General features: G+C 57.3%; 14 protein-coding genes and 1 tRNA gene. 10 read left to right on the top strand and 5 right to left on the bottom strand.

Annotation, left to right across the window (positions count from 1 at the left end; genetic code table 11):
- Position 1 precedes the first annotated feature (1 nt).
- The 6 genes from ACTJK5_RS04705 to ACTJK5_RS04680 all read left to right on the top strand — a co-directional run bounded on the left by ACTJK5_RS04705 (position 2) and on the right by ACTJK5_RS04680 (position 6079).
- Entirely contained in the window at positions 2-139 is a 138-nt protein-coding gene (locus ACTJK5_RS04705; RefSeq protein ID WP_153311501.1) for a hypothetical protein, read from the top strand.
- Positions 140-561: 422 nt separating this feature from the next.
- Entirely contained in the window at positions 562-2454 is a 1893-nt protein-coding gene (locus tag ACTJK5_RS04700) for a peptidyl-prolyl cis-trans isomerase (protein WP_440611919.1), read from the top strand.
- Between the two features lie 18 nt (positions 2455-2472).
- The gene (gene trpD / locus ACTJK5_RS04695) at positions 2473-3486 is read left to right on the top strand and encodes an anthranilate phosphoribosyltransferase (protein ID WP_062427419.1); all 1014 of its coding nucleotides are present in this window, start codon (positions 2473-2475) and stop codon (positions 3484-3486) included.
- Between the two features lie 7 nt (positions 3487-3493).
- On the top strand, positions 3494-4309 hold the full coding sequence (gene trpC / locus ACTJK5_RS04690) for an indole-3-glycerol phosphate synthase TrpC (protein WP_440611918.1): 816 nt from the start codon (positions 3494-3496) through the stop codon (positions 4307-4309).
- On the top strand, positions 4306-4785 hold the full coding sequence (gene moaC / locus ACTJK5_RS04685; RefSeq protein WP_440611917.1) for a cyclic pyranopterin monophosphate synthase MoaC: 480 nt from the start codon (positions 4306-4308) through the stop codon (positions 4783-4785). Before trpC ends, moaC begins: the two co-directional genes overlap by 4 nt.
- Before the next feature lie 76 nt (positions 4786-4861).
- Positions 4862-6079, top strand: a complete 1218-nt coding sequence (locus tag ACTJK5_RS04680; protein WP_440611916.1) for a molybdopterin molybdotransferase MoeA — start codon at positions 4862-4864, stop codon at positions 6077-6079.
- 199 nt (positions 6080-6278) lie between these two features.
- Here ACTJK5_RS04680 and ACTJK5_RS04675 read toward each other — a convergent pair whose 3' ends face one another.
- Both ACTJK5_RS04675 and ACTJK5_RS04670 read right to left on the bottom strand, forming a co-directional pair.
- Positions 6279-8792, bottom strand: coding sequence for a GcvT family protein (locus ACTJK5_RS04675; protein WP_440612561.1), 2514 nt, complete (start codon positions 8790-8792; stop codon positions 6279-6281).
- Positions 8793-8957: 165 nt separating this feature from the next.
- A complete protein-coding gene (locus ACTJK5_RS04670) occupies positions 8958-11537 on the bottom strand; it encodes a mechanosensitive ion channel family protein (protein WP_440598656.1) in 2580 nt (859 codons plus the stop codon).
- A gap of 168 nt (positions 11538-11705) precedes the next feature.
- Here ACTJK5_RS04670 and ACTJK5_RS04665 point away from each other — a divergent pair, with 168 nt between their 5' ends.
- Complete coding sequence (locus ACTJK5_RS04665) at positions 11706-11957, top strand: GlsB/YeaQ/YmgE family stress response membrane protein (protein ID WP_062427424.1); 252 nt, start codon at positions 11706-11708, stop codon at positions 11955-11957.
- 161 nt (positions 11958-12118) lie between these two features.
- Positions 12119-12194, top strand: a tRNA-Lys gene (locus ACTJK5_RS04660).
- Positions 12195-12633: 439 nt separating this feature from the next.
- Here the strand turns inward: ACTJK5_RS04660 and ACTJK5_RS04655 are convergent.
- Both ACTJK5_RS04655 and ACTJK5_RS04650 read right to left on the bottom strand, forming a co-directional pair.
- Positions 12634-13437 (bottom strand): FkbM family methyltransferase, encoded by an 804-nt coding sequence (locus tag ACTJK5_RS04655; RefSeq protein ID WP_162741845.1) that lies wholly within the window; start codon positions 13435-13437, stop codon positions 12634-12636.
- Positions 13438-13659: 222 nt separating this feature from the next.
- Positions 13660-14202 carry a hypothetical protein gene (locus tag ACTJK5_RS04650; protein ID WP_335322437.1) on the bottom strand — a complete coding sequence of 181 codons (543 nt, stop codon included), beginning with the start codon at positions 14200-14202 and terminating at the stop codon, positions 13660-13662.
- Positions 14203-14247: 45 nt separating this feature from the next.
- Here ACTJK5_RS04650 and ACTJK5_RS04645 point away from each other — a divergent pair, with 45 nt between their 5' ends.
- A complete protein-coding gene (locus tag ACTJK5_RS04645) occupies positions 14248-14460 on the top strand; it encodes a hypothetical protein (RefSeq protein ID WP_062427426.1) in 213 nt (70 codons plus the stop codon).
- Between the two features lie 239 nt (positions 14461-14699).
- The gene (locus ACTJK5_RS04640) at positions 14700-14882 is read left to right on the top strand and encodes a hypothetical protein (RefSeq protein ID WP_112358287.1); all 183 of its coding nucleotides are present in this window, start codon (positions 14700-14702) and stop codon (positions 14880-14882) included.
- Positions 14883-15139: 257 nt separating this feature from the next.
- Here ACTJK5_RS04640 and ACTJK5_RS04635 read toward each other — a convergent pair whose 3' ends face one another.
- The gene (locus ACTJK5_RS04635; RefSeq protein WP_144620734.1) at positions 15140-15394 is read right to left on the bottom strand and encodes a hypothetical protein; all 255 of its coding nucleotides are present in this window, start codon (positions 15392-15394) and stop codon (positions 15140-15142) included.
- Positions 15395-15701 lie beyond the last annotated feature (307 nt).

The following is a 15701-nucleotide window of genomic DNA, read 5'->3' as shown; positions in this document are numbered from 1 at the left end:
AATGATGATCACCGTTTTGACAGTCCTATCCGCTTTGATAAGCGTCATGTTCGTCGCATCGGTGGTCTCGGTTGTTTCCGAACTTCGGAAAGAGGACGAGGAGTTCAAGGAAGTGATGGAACGCAGCAAGGCGTTCTGATCAGCAACCAATCACTTTGTAACTGTCATGGAAAGCCGTCTCACACGAGGCGGCTTTTTTTAATGTCTGCACGCAAGCGCACCGTGATCGAATCGGTAGTGACAGCGTGACTATAGGCGCCTGTCTGCAGCCCAAACCACGTCGCGATCTCAGATTCGCTCATACGCTTTGGGTCCTTGTTTTATCGCATGTCGTTATTGCAAAACCGCTGCGCACTCTTGGTTGGCCCACTCGTTAACGGCAAAAGCGCCCCGTCCAATTCAAGAGGCAGCCAGTCTGTAGACTTTGGGTGGCGTGGTTCAGTTCGCACAATCAGTTGACTCGTCCGCACCAACAGAACTGCTTCCATTTACCAATAAAACGCTCTAAGGAACCCCGATAGACCCGGCATAACGGGCGCATAGTGTGAGGTTTGCATAACGATGCTCGATTCCCTGAGAAACGCTTCCAGAACCCTGGCGGCAAAGCTGCTCCTTCTTCTTCTTGTCGTTTCGTTCGGCATCTGGGGTGTGTCGGCATCACTCGTCTCAAGCAATTCTCACGCCGTGATGACCGTTGGCGATCAGACAGTGACGCCCAACCAGTTTCGCTTCGCCTATCAGCGGCAGATGGCAGAGATCGGCCAGCAGTTCGGCACTCGCCTGACAACGGAACAAGCAAGAGCCTTCGGCATCGATCGTCAGGTCTTCACTCAGCTTGCAGCCGGAGCATCTCTCGATCAACTGGCTGAAAACATGAAACTCGGCCTTTCCGAGGACCGCTTGGTCAACCTCATCGCCGAAGATCCCGCTTTCAAGTCTCCTGGGGGCCAGTTCGACCGCCAGCTCTTCAGCCAGCGTCTGCGCGGCGCCGGCTTCAACGAAGACGATTATGTCAAGGAACGCAGCAAGGTCGCTGTCCGCAGCCAGATTGTCGACGCCATCTCGGATGGTTTTACACCACCGCAGGTTCTGGTCGATGCGTTGAAGCAGTATCGTAACGAACAGCGCTCCATAGAATATCTACTGCTGTCCAACGCCAATATCGATCCGGTCAAGGCACCCGCAGACGACGTGCTCGCCGCATGGTTCGAAAGCCACAAGGCGCAGTACCGCGCGCCTGAGTATCGCAAGTTCACCTATGTAAAGCTTGAGCCCTCCGATATCGCCAACCAGAGCGCCATCACCGATGCCCAGGTTGCTGACTACTACGAGAAGAACAAGGACAAGTTCCGCACTGCCGGCCGTCGCACCGTCGAGCAACTGGTCTTCCCGAACAAGGAAATGGCCGAGGCCGCCGCAACGCAGATCCGCGCAGGCACGACGACCTATGATCAGGTCGTCAAGGACCAGGGCAGGCAGCCGGCCGACGTGCTTCTTGGTGAGTTCACCAAGGAAACCATGCCCGACCCCTCCATCGCTGATGCCGTGTTTGCCGTTCAGAAAGACGGAGGCATTTCACCTGTGATCGACGGTGCGTTTGGCCCCGTCATCCTGCGCGTCACCGGCATCAAGGGTGACAGCATGAAGACGCTGGATGAGGCCAAGGAAGAGATTCGCACGGAACTTGCCACCGCCAATGCTGCGGAACAATTGAACAGCGTGCACGACCGCTATGAAGATCTGCGTGGCGGCGGCTCCCCGCTTGCCGATGCCGCAACCCAGTTGAACCTGAAGCCGGTGACGATCAACGCCATCGACGCCAACGGTGAAGACGACAAGGGTAATCCGGTCGAGGGCCTGCCCACCCCTGCCCTGTTGACGGAAGTTTTCAAGACGGAGCCCGGCACGGAGGCGCCCGCCGTCAATATTGGCCGTGAAGGCTATGTCTGGTTCGACGTCGATCAGATCATCCCGCCGCGTGACCGTACGCTGGATGAAGTTCGCGACCGCGTCGTCGCCGACTGGACCGCAGAACAGCAGCGCAATGCTTTGACCGCCAAGGCAGAAGAGTTGAAGAACCGCGTCGAGAAGGGCGATTCCTTGCAGACGATCGCAAGCGACATGGGGCTGGCCGTCGAAACCAAGATGGGTCTGCGCCGCAATAGCGACGACGCTCTCTTTGGCCAACAGGCGGTTTCGGCAGTCTTTGCTGGAGCTGAGGGCCTTGTCGGCACGGCCGTCAACGCCGATGGCTCGGCCCGCATCCTGTTCAAGGTGACCGAAGTCAACACCAATGCGCCTGCCGATGCGCTGAACAATGACGATCGTCAGATCACCGCCATGGCAAAGGCCGCTGGCGACGACATGCTCGATCAGATGGTCACTCGTCTTCAGAATGATTACGGTGTCAGCATCAATCAGGCTCTCGCAGATCAGGCGATGACTGCATACTGATAGACTAGGGGACGGGACATGGCCGAACTGAAGCCGCTGATTGCCAAGGTGGCGAATGGCGAAAGTCTGAACCGGGAGGAGGCCCGCCAGGCCTTCGACATTCTGATGTCCGGCGAGGCCACGCCGTCCCAGATCGGCGGTTTTCTCATGGCGCTGCGTGTGCGCGGCGAAACCGTCGATGAAATCGTTGGCGCCGTTTCTTCGATGCGCGCGCGCATGCTGCCCGTGTCCGCTCCTGAGCATGCTGTGGATATCGTCGGAACAGGCGGCGATGGTCTTGGCACCTATAACATTTCGACTCTCGCCGCGATCATCGTTGCAGGCACAGGCCTTCCAGTGGCAAAGCATGGCAACAAGGCGCTCAGCTCGAAATCCGGTACCGCGGACGCCCTTTCAGCCCTCGGTGTGAAACTCGACATCGGTCCTGAGCTGATCAGCCGCTGCATCAATGAAGCCGGGCTTGGCTTCATGTTCGCGCAACTGCACCACTCCGCCATGCGCCATGTCGGCCCGACCCGGGTCGAACTCGGCACCCGGACGATTTTCAACCTGCTTGGCCCTCTCTCGAACCCCGCAGGCGCGAAACGTCAGTTGCTCGGCGTCTTTTCACCGCGGTGGCTGCAGCCGATTGCCGAAGTACTGCGCGATCTCGGCTCGGAATCGATCTGGGTCGTCCACGGCGACGGTATGGATGAGATCACCACAACGGGTGTGACCCATGTCGCGGCGCTCGAAAATGGCAAGATCCGCACATTCGACCTGACGCCAAAGGATTTTGGAGTTTCTTCCGCGACCATTGACGACTTGAAGGGCGGAGACGGCATCTTCAATGCCAAGGCGCTTCGCGGTGTTCTCTCCGGTCATAAAAATGCCTATCGCGATGTCTCTCTTTGCAATGCGGCAGCAGCACTCGTCGTTGCCGGCAAAGCCGAAACGCTGAGCGAAGGCATGAAGATTGCCAGCGCCTCGCTGGATGAAGGCAAGGCTGCGGCAGCGCTCGACAGGCTGGTTGCAGTCTCCAACGAAGAGTAAGGCGAAGATGAGCGATATTCTCAGAAAGATCGAAGCCTATAAGCGCGAGGAAATCGCAGCCGCAAAGGCAAAGGTTTCTCTTGCCGATCTGAAGGCCATGGCGGCAGATCAGACCGCCCCTCGCGGTTTCTATAATGCGCTGAAGCGCAAGCAGACTGAAGGCGTCTTTGGCCTGATCGCCGAGATCAAGAAAGCAAGCCCCTCCAAGGGTCTTATCCGTCCTGATTTCGATCCACCGTCGCTCGCGAAAGCCTATGAAGCCGGAGGTGCGGCCTGCCTATCGGTCCTGACAGATACGCCAAGCTTCCAGGGCGCGCCCGAATTCCTGACCGCCGCCCGCAATGCCTGCGCCCTGCCCGCTCTGCGCAAGGATTTCATGTTCGAAACCTATCAGGTGCATGAAGCGCGCGCCTGGGGCGCAGACTGCATCCTGCTGATCATGGCATCCCTTTCCGACGACGAGGCAAAACGTCTTGAGGACGAGGCCTTTGCGCTTGGTATGGACGTGCTGATCGAAGTGCATGACGAAGAGGAAACAGAGCGTGCGCTGAAGCTTGCCTCACCCATGCTCGGCGTGAACAACCGCAACCTGCGGACCTTCGAGGTCAGCCTCGAAAACAGTGAGCGCCTGGCAAAGCTCGTCCCATCCGACAAGCTTTTGGTCGGCGAAAGCGGCATCTTCACCCATGAGGATTGCCTGCGGCTGAAGACATGCAATATCAGCACCTTCCTGGTGGGCGAAAGCCTGATGCGCAAAGACGACGTCACGGCTGCGACGCGGGCACTTCTCACAGGCCAGAGCGGCGTTCTGGCCGCGGAATGAGCACCCAGAAACTTACCCATATCGGTGCCTCCGGCGAAGCCCACATGGTCGATGTCGGCGACAAGCTCGACACGGTCAGAACCGCGATTGCCGAAGGGTTCGTCAGAATGAAGCCGGAGACGTTGGCCTTGATCCGCGAGGGCAACGCCAAGAAGGGTGACGTGATCGGCACCGCGCGTCTCGCAGGCATCATGGCCGCCAAGCAGACGTCCAACCTCATCCCGCTTTGCCACCCGCTGATGCTGACCAAAGTGTCGGTCGATATCTCCGAAGATGCCGCCCTGCCCGGCTTGAGAGTTCAGGCAACCGTAAAGCTTTCCGGCAAGACCGGCGTTGAGATGGAAGCGCTGACTGCCGTCTCCATTGCTTGCCTGACGATCTACGACATGGCGAAGGCCGCCGACAAGGGCATGGAGATCGGCTCTATCAGGCTCCTGGAAAAAAGCGGCGGCAAGTCTGGCGACTACAAGGCGTGAGACCGCAGACGGGGTTCTCCATGATCGTCATGGGTAAGCAGCAAGGTCTTTATCCGAGCCACCGAAGAGGACGACCATGAAACCCCTTCTCCCCGTCGCCGACGCCCTTCAAAGCCTGCTGGATGCCGCACAGCCCGTTTCCACGGTCGAACGCATTGGTCTCGCTGCCGCAGCTGACAGGGTGCTCGCCTTCGACCTTAAGGCGCAGATCACACAGCCGCCGTTCAACGCCTCGGCCATGGACGGCTACGCGCTGCGCGCCGCTGACGCGCCAGCAATCGGCTCTGAATTGACGGTGATCGGCACAGCCTCTGCCGGACATGCCTTCGAGGGCAAGGTCGGAGCGCGTGAGGCAGTCCGCATCTTTACCGGGGCGCCCGTGCCGGAGGGCGCCGACAGCGTACTCATCCAGGAAGACGCAGAGGTTTTAGACGACAACCGCATCCGCACCGCCTTCAATGTCACTCAGGGGCGACACATTCGACCCCGCGGGCAAGATTTCATGCGCGATGAAACCGTACTCGATGCCGGTACGCGCTTGAGTTTCGCCGATCTGACCGTCGCGGCCGCGATGAACCATGCCGAGCTTGCCGTCTATCGCAAGCCTCTGGTTGCGATCCTGGCCACCGGCGATGAACTCGTCCCACCCGGCGGAGAACCGCAGGTCGCGCAAATCATCGCGTCGAACACATTCGGTGTCGCCGCCCTCGCCCGCCAGGCTGGCGCAGATATTCTGGATCTCGGTATCGTTCAGGATGACGATAGACTGATCCGTGCGGCAATCGGCAACGCCATCGCTGCCGAAGCCGATGTTCTCGTGACACTCGGCGGGGCATCGGTTGGCGATCACGACCTCGTCCAAGCGGCACTGAAGTCAGAAGGCATGGCGCTGGACTTCTGGCGCATTGCCATGCGACCCGGCAAGCCGCTCATGGTGGGGAGTATCGGTCCGATGCAGGTGTTGGGCCTGCCTGGAAACCCGGTCGCGAGCCTTGTCTGCAGCCTGCTGTTCCTGAAACCCCTGATCCACACGCTTGGCCACCAAGCGCCGCGTGCCCGCGAGATCACCGTCAGGACGGCCACAGCCCTCAAAGCCAATGACGTGCGCCAGGATTATCTCCGCGCCCGCTTTGTCGGTGAGGAAGATGGCAGGCCGATTGCGGAGGCCTTCACGAAGCAGGACTCGTCGATGATGAAGATTATGGCAAAATCCGACTGCCTCATCATCCGCCCGCCCCATGCGCCTGAACTGCCCGCTGGCGCAGAGTGCAAGGCCATTCGATTGAGAGACTGACCACCGGCTTGAACAGAAGCGTGAGCGCTCCGCGTCGTTTTAGACCAGGAGTCCCCAAAATCTCTCTCACTCTGAAAATATCATGGACGCCCGGTTCAAACACCGGGTCCCCCAAAGGAGACGTCGAGATCTCCCCCAAACGTCGAAGGGCTCCGCGCGAACAGAGCCCCCTCGTTTTATTTCACCTAAGCACCACGCCTTAAGCGCGCAGTACCGCATTGTCGGGATCAAACGGGCTTTCGCCGACGACTTCCGCATCATAGAGATCGCCAAGGATCTTGATTTTCAGCTTGGTGCCGATCGTCGCATAGTCAGGCGCAAGCATCGCAAGTGCTACGGACTTGCCGATACGCCAGCCGAAGCCGCCGCTCGTTGCGCGGCCAGCGACTTCACCTGCGTCGTTCAGAATAGCTTCCGAACCACGTGCGTCGACGGTGGTGTTACCGCTGACGATCAGCGTAGAGAAGATCCAGGGCAGACCCTTCTCCTTGCCAGCTACAACCGCATCGCGGCCGATGAACTGCTTCTCTGGTTTGATGAAGCGGTCGAGACCCGACGAATAGGCGTTGTACTCGACGGAGAGTTCACGGCCCATGTTGCGGTAGGATTTCTCAAGCGACATGGACACCATGGCGCGAATGCCGAAGGGCTTGATGCCGAATTCGGCACCAGCCTCCATCAGACGATCGAAGATGTAGTTCTGCATTTCAATCGGGTGATGCAGTTCCCATCCGAGTTCACCGACGAAGTTGACGCGCAGCGCATGCGCGGTCGCCACGCCGACCGAGATTTCCTTGGCGGTCAACCATGGGAAGTCCTTGTTTTCGAGGCTGGTGCGCGTGAGCTTCTTCAGCACCTCCCTCGACTTCGGACCGGCCAGAGCCAGAACGCCGTATTTCTGCGTGATCGGCTGGAGAGTGACGGAGCCATCCGTTGGCGCAAGACGGCGAAGCGTGTCGTGATCGACAGATTCCAGGCCACCGGCAGAAACCAGGTAGAACCGGCCCGGTGCCCATTCATAGACGGTGAACTCGGCCTTCACGCCGCCATTCGGCGTTAGAAGATGCGTCAGCGCAATACGGCCACGCTTCTTCGGAATGGCATTGGCCAGGATGGATTCGAGCCAGGCGCGCGCGCCAGGGCCGGAGACTTCCATCTTGGCGAAGGCCGACATATCGAGAACGCCGACATTCTGGTTGACGTTCTTCACCTCGTTGCCGACGTGCTCGAAATAGTTGGAGCGGCGGAACGACCACTTCTCGACAATACGGCCGTCTTCCAGCGCTGGCGCGTGATTGTGGTTGGTGATGACGTCGGCACCAACGCCGAGCTCTTCTTCCTTCAGCGCATAGCCTTCCGGAGCATACCAGTTGGCACGCTCCCAGCCATAGACGGACCCGAAGACACCGCCGAGCTTCTTCAGGCGATCGTAAATAGGCGTCGTCTTCAGCGGACGGGCAGCGGAGCGCTCCTCATCCGGGTAGTGCATGGTGAAGACGTTGGCATAGGCTTCTTCGTTCTTGGCAATCAGATAGCCTTCGGTCGCGTAAGGGCCGAAGCGGCGCGGATCGACGCCGGTGAGGTCGAGCGTCGGTTCGCCGTCGACGATCCATTCCGCCAGCTGCCAGCCGGCACCGCCGGCCGCGGTGATGCCGAAGGAGTGACCTTCGTTCAGCCAGAAATTCTTGAGGCCTGGAGCCGGTCCAACGATCGGGTTGCCATCCGGCGTGTAGGCGATCGCGCCATTATAGACCTTCTTGATGCCGACTTCGCCGAAGGCTGGAACGCGCGCGATGGCGCTTTCGATATGCGGCATCAGACGGTCAAGCTCTTCCTGGAAGAGTTCATATTCGCTGTCGGCCGAAGGACCGTCGACATAACAGACCGGCGCGCCGACCTCATAGGGGCCGAGGATCAGACCACCGGCCTCCTCGCGCATATACCATGCGCTGTCCGACTCGCGCAGAACGCCCATTTCAGGCAGACCCTGCTTGCGACGCTCCAGAATGTCCGGATGCGGCTCGGTCACAATGTACTGGTGCTCGACAGGAATGACCGGAATATTGATGCCGACCATTTCGCCCGTCTTGCGCGCAAACGAGCCCGTACAGGAGATGACGTGCTCGGCGATGATTTCGCCCTTGTCGGTCGTCACCTTCCAGTGACCGTCTTCCGTCTGCTCGATGGCGGTCACGGTGGTGTTTCTATAGATCGTCGCACCCTTGTCGCGCGCGCCCTTTGCCAGTGCCTGGGTCAGATCCGCCGGCTGGATATAGCCATCGTCCGGATGCTGGATTGCGCCGAGCAGACCGTCGGTCTCGCAGAGCGGCCAGACTTCCTTTACCTCTTCCGGCGTCAGAAGCTTGACGTTGACACCGATGGTTTCAGCAATGCCGGTATAATACATGTATTCGTCCCAGCGATCCTTCGTGCGGGCGAGACGAATATTGGAAACCTTGGAGAAGCCGACATTCATGCCGGTCTCCTGCTGCAGCTCTTCGTAGAACTTGACCGAGTATTTGTGGATCTGACCAACCGAATAGCTCATGTTGAACAGCGGAAGCAGGCCAGCGGCATGCCACGTGGAGCCGGATGTCAGCTCCTTGCGCTCGATCAGAACAGAATCGGTCCAGCCCTTCTTGGCGAGATGGTAGAGCGTCGAAACGCCGACAACGCCACCACCGATAACCACTGCCCGCGCATTTGTCTTCATAGTCATAGTTCCCCTTGAGGCATGTCATCCGCATGAACGCGGCTTTTTCCGAACCTATGGCGCAGACTATGCAATGTCGCATCGTCGCCCAAACGCCTGATTACGACATGCAAAAGGCTCGCCGCGACGGCAAGCCTTTTGACGATTTTCATGTAACGCGAATGCTCATTTTCGCTGCTTCGCGGCTGGTGCTTTCGGCTCCTCCGCCTTTACCTCTGAGAGTTTTTCTTCCTCGCCTTGCGGCTTGGAAACCTCGGACTTCGCCGCCTCTTGCTTTGGCGCAGCCGCGGCGCCGGTATGGGAGACGACGGCCTTGTCGCCCTCCTCCGAAAGAAGTGCCGCGAGGATTTGCGGGTTTGTCTCGCCTTCCATGTGAATGTTCAGATTGCGCTGCGGCATCGGGATGCTGATGCCTTCTTCACGGAAACGCTTCAGAATCTCCATCCGCAGATTGTTCTTGACGGTCAGCCCATGGGAGAGATCGGCAAGGTGGAAGCGGAGTTCGAAGTCGAGCGAGAAATCACCGAAGCGCAGGAATTCCACGTGCGGCTCGGGGTTTCTCAACACCGGCGTCTGCTTCTTCACCAGTTCCAGCAGGATATCCATGACCTTCTGCGGATCGGTTTCATAGGCAACCGACACCGGAATTTCGGCACGCTGGATGCGGTTTCGGTGCGTCCAGTTACCGACGGACGAGTTGATGAATTCCGAATTCGGCACGATGATTGATTGCCCCCGGAAGGTCTCGATCTCGGTCGCGCGCACCGACAGCCGCTTGACGGTGCCCTCGACTGCGCCAGTCACCACCCAGTCACCCACCTTGAACGGGCGCTCGACCAGCAGGATCAGACCGGACACAAAGTTCGAGACGATGTTCTGCAGGCCAAAACCGATACCAACCGAGAGGGCTGAAGCCACGAGTGCCAGGCTGGAAAGATCAAGACCGGCCGAGGAGATGCCGAAGATCGCCGCAACGACGATGCCGAGATAGCCGATACCAGTGCCGACCGAGTTTCGAACGCCGGCATCCACCTGACCGCGCGCCATGACGTTGCGATCGAGCCATTTCTGAAACCAGCGCGTCACCGCGTAACCGACGATGAAGACCAGAATGCCGCTAAAGATGCTGATGAGCGAAATCGACGTATTGCCGACCTTGAAACCCGTCAGCAGGCTATATGCCCAGTTCTCGATGTCGCCGGGCTGAAAGCCCCAGGAGAAGAGAACCAGCGGTATGCCGAAGGCAAGCGCGATGGCGTAGATGCCGAGACCAGCGGCGAGGCCGGCCTGGTCGAGCGCCACCGGTCCAAGCCCAAAGCGCCGTCCGAGATAACGACCGGCCAGCGTTTCGCCGAAAGCGCCCTGACGCGAGATCGCTTTGCCGGACAGAATACCGATATAGACGGTGGCCACCACAGCGCCTGTTGCAATGACCTGTGTCGCGAGGAAGCGCGCAAGCCCCACATAGCCTGTCAGGCAAGCACCGATGAGCAACAGGCCACCCACACGCAGCAGAATGGCAAGCCAGCGCGGCATGCGCTTGTGGCCGCTCTCGGCGTCCTCGCCCTCGCCTATGACCGGCTTGAGGAACGAAAGGGCAAGTAAGATGACCCCGATGATGATCGAGGCCACGAAGCTCTTTGCCACGGTCAAGATCAGAGGGGAATTCAGCGTCTCGCTGATGGTGCTGAACAGGTAATCCAGACCATTGACGATCGCCATGATCAACATGGCGGACGAGATGGTATGCGCGCCGCTATTGGAGACATGCAGGAGGCGCCATTCCGGCTGCGTCGGCGCAAAGATCGCATAGGTCAGGCGCGAGACGAAATACACAAACGCGATGACCGACATCGCGACATAGACGATCGGCGCAATATCCGGCCGCAAGACGCCGAAATTATCCAGAAAGAAGCCCGAGGTGACCATGAACAGGAAGACCGACATGGATTGCACCGTCGTTGACCAGAAGGCGACGGACAAGCGACGCAGATAGGATGGCTCACCTGAAAAGGCCCGCCGCTCCATGCGGTGTCCGAGAAGGCGGTACCCGCCGACCAGGAACAGAAGAGCTGCCAGAACCGAAAGCGAGACGGCACCGAACATCGAAAGCCGTTTGTAATTCCAGACGAAGACCGACCAGCCAGTCAGCGAGCTGCTGAGCGTCGAGACCTCGTCGATGAACTCCCGGCCCGCTTCGGCCAGCACGGGCAGAGAAATCTCCGTGCGCTTGAACAGCGTGGCGGCAAACAGCGCGCGGCGAATGGAGGTGATGTTGTTCGACAGGGATGTGGCGCGCCCGGCAACAGCCTCGGCATCGCCCAGCACAGCGTTAATCTGCGACTTCTCCGAGTTCAGCCTGTTGCGCTCGTCGGTCACAACGCTGGCTTCCGGCGGCGCGCCCTCCTTGGGCGGCTCGCCGAGGGAGGTGATGCGACCGTTGATCTCATCCAGCCGCGCACGCAGAGTGGAGACGACGCTGTTGACGGAGGTCGACAGATCATCCGCCTTACCCTTGAGATCGACGAGCCGGGTATCGTCTCTGCCTCCATCCTCCAATTGACGGGTGATATCGGAAAGTGTGGCCTTGTACTTATCGAGTTCCTTCGTCGACCGCTCCACGACCGGCATGGTTGCAGCAGCCGGTGCCTGGGCAGGGTCTTGCTGCGCAAAAGCGAAGGAGGACAGCAGCATGCAGATCAGCGGAAGCAGAAGCAGAGAACGCAGCCATTTGTTCTCACTCATAGAAAACGTCATCAAACCTACCCTTTTGCTTCTGCCGAATCTTCTGGCCTTCATAATCGCCGTATAAGGCAATTCAACAGCAGCATCATACTCAAGCCGTGGAACTTCTTTTCGTCTCAACCATTAAAGTGCGCACAAGCAAATAGTGTCCATAGATGGAGGGTAATCATGGAATCAGCAGGTATCGGTTGGCTCGCAGCAATCATTATCGGTGGCATCGCCGGTTGGCTCGCAGAGCAGTTCATGAAGAGCAATATGGGTGTTTTGATGAACATCATTCTCGGGATCGTCGGCGCAGTGATCGCCAACGCCATCCTGTCGGTGTTCGGAATCGTTTTGGGCGGCTGGATTGGATACTTGATCGCTGGCTTCATCGGCGCCTGCATCCTGATCGCCGTGGCGCGAGCAATAAGACGCTAGGTCGCCAAAAAAATCTCTGATGAAAGAAGCCCGGATTTCCGGGCTTTTTTCTGAAAATGATATGCCACTCAAAAGAAAAATCGGAATATTTCATCATTGGCGCTAGACAAGGGAAATGAACCCCTTTATACGCCCCCTCACACCGCCACACGGTGCCGGTCGGGTGATTAGCTCAGTTGGTAGAGCAGCTGACTCTTAATCAGCGGGTCGTAGGTTCGAGCCCTACATCACCCACCATTTTCTCTTCGCAAGTGTCTGACGTTTCAGACAATTTTGCAAAACCTTTCGATAAATAAGACGAAGTTTCAGGCGCGTTGCAGACAGTTTCTGTTCGCGCTGTTCGTTCTTGCACTCTTCCTCCCCCACGCATCGTGAGAACGACAACTGTCGGCCCAATGCAACGTCACACGGCGGATCATCCGCACGCCGCCAACATCGTCACCGTACGATAGAGGAAGTCAGAACGTGCGCGAAGGCACGCAGCGTTCGGTTCGATATGATGACCCAACGACCCAATGTCTAACTGCCAGCGGCTTTCGATGTCCGTGATGAAATGAGAGCCGTTCAAGGCGCTGCGCCTTAAACATCGGCGAAGAACCGCTGTGACTCAACGCAAGTCGCGCTCGCGAACATGGACCTAAGCGCAAGGAGCGAATCTGAAAGATCGCGACAGGCTTCACATCTCGATCGTGTTGGAGATGGAAAAGACATTGGCACTTCTATGCACGAAATCCCGTCCCGTTGCGCTGATGACTTTGAGAAAGTTGCTGGAATTTGCCTGGCGCGGGAGCAACCAGTCATGCGTTTCTATGATCATCAGGGGAAATTTTTGGAGCCAACCGGTATTTGCCGAAAACAGGTCATCTTCGAAACCTTCAATGTCGATTTTGATGATGAAGGGCACATACTGATCGTAATCGGATAGGAGGCTCCCTATTGATGTAACGGGGATGTCACCCGTGCCATCCGGCTCGCGAGTCATCCTGAAGGCGTTGTTATCGCAATGCGGATCAGCAATCGTCACGAGGCCATCTACCGAGCCAACCGCCTTGTTGACCGCGATGACGTTGTTCAGCGAGGCGCAGTTTTTTCTAATCATCTCGACATTATTACGCTCGGGCTCAACAGCCACGAGCTTTGCGGCTGGAAACTCTCGAGCAAAAAATAAGGCGGAACAGCCAATATTGGCGCCGCAGTCGATGATCAAAGGAGTTTTATTTTGGGAGAGGGTTCGCTCATAAAACGCCACCAACTCGTCGTAGCGGCTCAGAAAGCGCAATTCGTAATCACTGTCGGTAAAAACCTGATCCGCGGTGATCGAATCGATGTGATCTCGAACCGACACGTACAAAAACCGCTTGGTTTGCTTATCGTAGAACGGGATCTTTCCCCGTTCAAAAGGTGATAGGCGAACAAATCTTCTATTCGCTATAACAAAGTTTCTGACAACATAGATCAGAAATCGAATATATCTCTTCAAAATTGCCCCCTGAGAAACCGCTTGCTGACCTGAACAAGACAATTGCTCCTTAAACTTCTTCTGGAAATTGACTTAACGACCCACCTATAGCCTAAGCTGACAACGAATATTCGAATAACAGGATTTAAGGTTACCACGGCTGGGCACGTGTCCCGCCGCTCCAAAAATTGCTGTCCGTAAAGGTCAAAAGACTGCAGTCGCCGACCGACCGATAACTAGCAGTTATTCTTCAGCCAGTGAGGCTGCCACTCGCACCGTCAGCGCATTACGTAAGGCTGCCTTCCGCCACTGCGCCGAGAAATATGACGCATTCAGCAAGAAAATATCCGAGCCACACCAGCTTCTTCTCTGATGTCCGCAAAGACGTCTTATTCTTATCCATACTCCGCCAACATGAGACTGTTTACCAATATCGTGTTGTTGCTTGCGGGCGTTGCGGGAACCGGCTTCGTCTCCTTCTTTGTGGCAAGGACTGTCGTGCAGACCGCCACCTTCGGCACCTGCTTTGATGGCGGATGTGGATATGCCGCTGTATTTCTTGCTTTTCCGCTCGCCTGGTTCGTCACCTTCGCGCTCTATGTGATGGCCCTTCTCATTTGGCGAAAGCGCCCCTTTCGACAAAGCAGGGGCGACGCATAACCTGCTGCCCGAGGTTGACAGAATCTCTAATATAAAAGACTGTCCGTCGCGCTGGGGGATTCGTGGCTTGATATCGCTTGACGTCGTTACGACGTTGAGCTTCAAAAGCTTGTGAATTTCACGCATGTCCCTACATCGGGCAGTGGGATATGCGCCAGAATGGAGTGCTGAATGCGCGCTTTGATCAATCCACCGTCGCTCAAGATCGACACTATGGATTACCAGGCTGAATGCCAGTTCGCTCTCGAGCCTTCCATCAATGGACTGCTTGAGGTTGCCGAAAGTGCGGGCTGGGATCGTCAACACGCAGCTCTTGCTATTGTTGCGCTGGCAAGCGGTCGCCTGTCCGAAGACAGTTTCTTGGAAGACCGCGCCCTCTCCTGAAATGGAAAGTTGCAGTGTGAAAGATGAAAGGTCCGGCCAGACGCCGGGCCTTTTTCTTTTTCACCTCGAACGGTCGGGTTCGAAGTCGCGACCTTTACTCATCGTCGCCGCTTCGCAAACGATATCCTAATTCTCACATTGATCCCGGCCTCCATTTGGGCATACGCGTCCACGAATCGGAATCCCTTGACAATCCTGGCTCGAAATGAGAACATAAAGGGAACAAACAGGAGTTCACGATGACGACGTCAGAGAGATCCATTGAGCAGGCACTCGCTCTTGTTGCTCAATCCAGAAATTTGAGAGAACGTGCTGAAGCGCGTCGCCGCGATTTGCGTCGCAAGACGGAGATGATTGCCAAGCCACTTTACATTCTCAAAAAGAATGGCGGTCGGCAGCTTTCTCTGAAGCTCGACTCCTAGGAGACGCTCGGAGACGCGTGGGCCGTGAAAGGTTGTGCGTGGGATAGGCAGCGATATCTTGTCTTGAGAGAGACGCAAGCGATCGCAGTTTGATGTGGTGCCCGCCGAGAGCTGGAGCCAATTAATAGCCCCACACATAAAAATCCCGCGCCAAATGTCTTTGGACGCGGGATGTATCAAGCACGATGCGTAGATCAAAGAAGCCAGAAGCGTCCTTTGGGCGTCCTACAGGACGCACGGCGCTGTAATAAGGCGTATCACTGCATCCGCGCCAATGCGCTCTCAGGAGAGGCAACAACGGCGGTTTCCACATTGCCTGGCAGCCTGTCCATTTTTCTCAAAACCAGGACTGGTTTCTGAGCGGGCTCGGTTGGCGGCGCGATGCTTGCCGTCTTGAACTCCCGGTCGACGCCTGGAGCGGCGGCCGTTGTTTCGATGCCCTTTACACATTCTGCGAACGCTGCGCCTGCGGAAACGACCATGGCAGCGGCGATGATGAGAACTTTCTTCATGTCATTCCCCTTCGCTATCTCTATGGCGTTCCGGCTACCGGTCATCGGCAGCGTCAAGTCACGCCAGGTTTCGACTAAGTCTTTGCCAGTTTAGACGCACTCTTAAGACCCCTGCGGAAGATCATTGCCACATAGGTACCTGTAAGAGGGACGATAATGGGTTTGTATGTGGTAATGGAGGCCTTGTTCGCGGCCTCAAGAATTCTTCGGCGACCAGAAGTACCTTGCGAGGTCATGTTACAATCTCCATTGTGCTGAAAGAACGGGGAGAGTTTGCTTTTGTTCCGGCCTTCGCGGGTCGGTTGTT

It is taken from the genome of Agrobacterium sp. 22094, from assembly GCF_052046015.1.
GTDB lineage: Bacteria > Pseudomonadota > Alphaproteobacteria > Rhizobiales > Rhizobiaceae > Agrobacterium > Agrobacterium cavarae.
The sequence above is the reverse complement of the archived record's forward strand: the minus strand, read 5'-3'. Positions and strand labels throughout refer to the sequence as shown.

Coding starts and splice junctions, on each gene's coding strand:
- ACTJK5_RS04705 (WP_153311501.1), top strand. CDS start 2: ATGATGATCACCGTTTTGACAGTCCTATCCGCTTTGATAAGCGTCATG.
- ACTJK5_RS04700 (WP_440611919.1), top strand. CDS start 562: ATGCTCGATTCCCTGAGAAACGCTTCCAGAACCCTGGCGGCAAAGCTG.
- trpD (WP_062427419.1), top strand. CDS start 2,473: ATGGCCGAACTGAAGCCGCTGATTGCCAAGGTGGCGAATGGCGAAAGT.
- trpC (WP_440611918.1), top strand. CDS start 3,494: ATGAGCGATATTCTCAGAAAGATCGAAGCCTATAAGCGCGAGGAAATC.
- moaC (WP_440611917.1), top strand. CDS start 4,306: ATGAGCACCCAGAAACTTACCCATATCGGTGCCTCCGGCGAAGCCCAC.
- ACTJK5_RS04680 (WP_440611916.1), top strand. CDS start 4,862: ATGAAACCCCTTCTCCCCGTCGCCGACGCCCTTCAAAGCCTGCTGGAT.
- ACTJK5_RS04675 (WP_440612561.1), bottom strand. CDS start 8,792: ATGAAGACAAATGCGCGGGCAGTGGTTATCGGTGGTGGCGTTGTCGGC.
- ACTJK5_RS04670 (WP_440598656.1), bottom strand. CDS start 11,537: ATGAGTGAGAACAAATGGCTGCGTTCTCTGCTTCTGCTTCCGCTGATC.
- ACTJK5_RS04665 (WP_062427424.1), top strand. CDS start 11,706: ATGGAATCAGCAGGTATCGGTTGGCTCGCAGCAATCATTATCGGTGGC.
- ACTJK5_RS04650 (WP_335322437.1), bottom strand. CDS start 14,202: ATGCGTGAAATTCACAAGCTTTTGAAGCTCAACGTCGTAACGACGTCA.
- ACTJK5_RS04645 (WP_062427426.1), top strand. CDS start 14,248: ATGCGCGCTTTGATCAATCCACCGTCGCTCAAGATCGACACTATGGAT.
- ACTJK5_RS04640 (WP_112358287.1), top strand. CDS start 14,700: ATGACGACGTCAGAGAGATCCATTGAGCAGGCACTCGCTCTTGTTGCT.
- ACTJK5_RS04635 (WP_144620734.1), bottom strand. CDS start 15,394: ATGAAGAAAGTTCTCATCATCGCCGCTGCCATGGTCGTTTCCGCAGGC.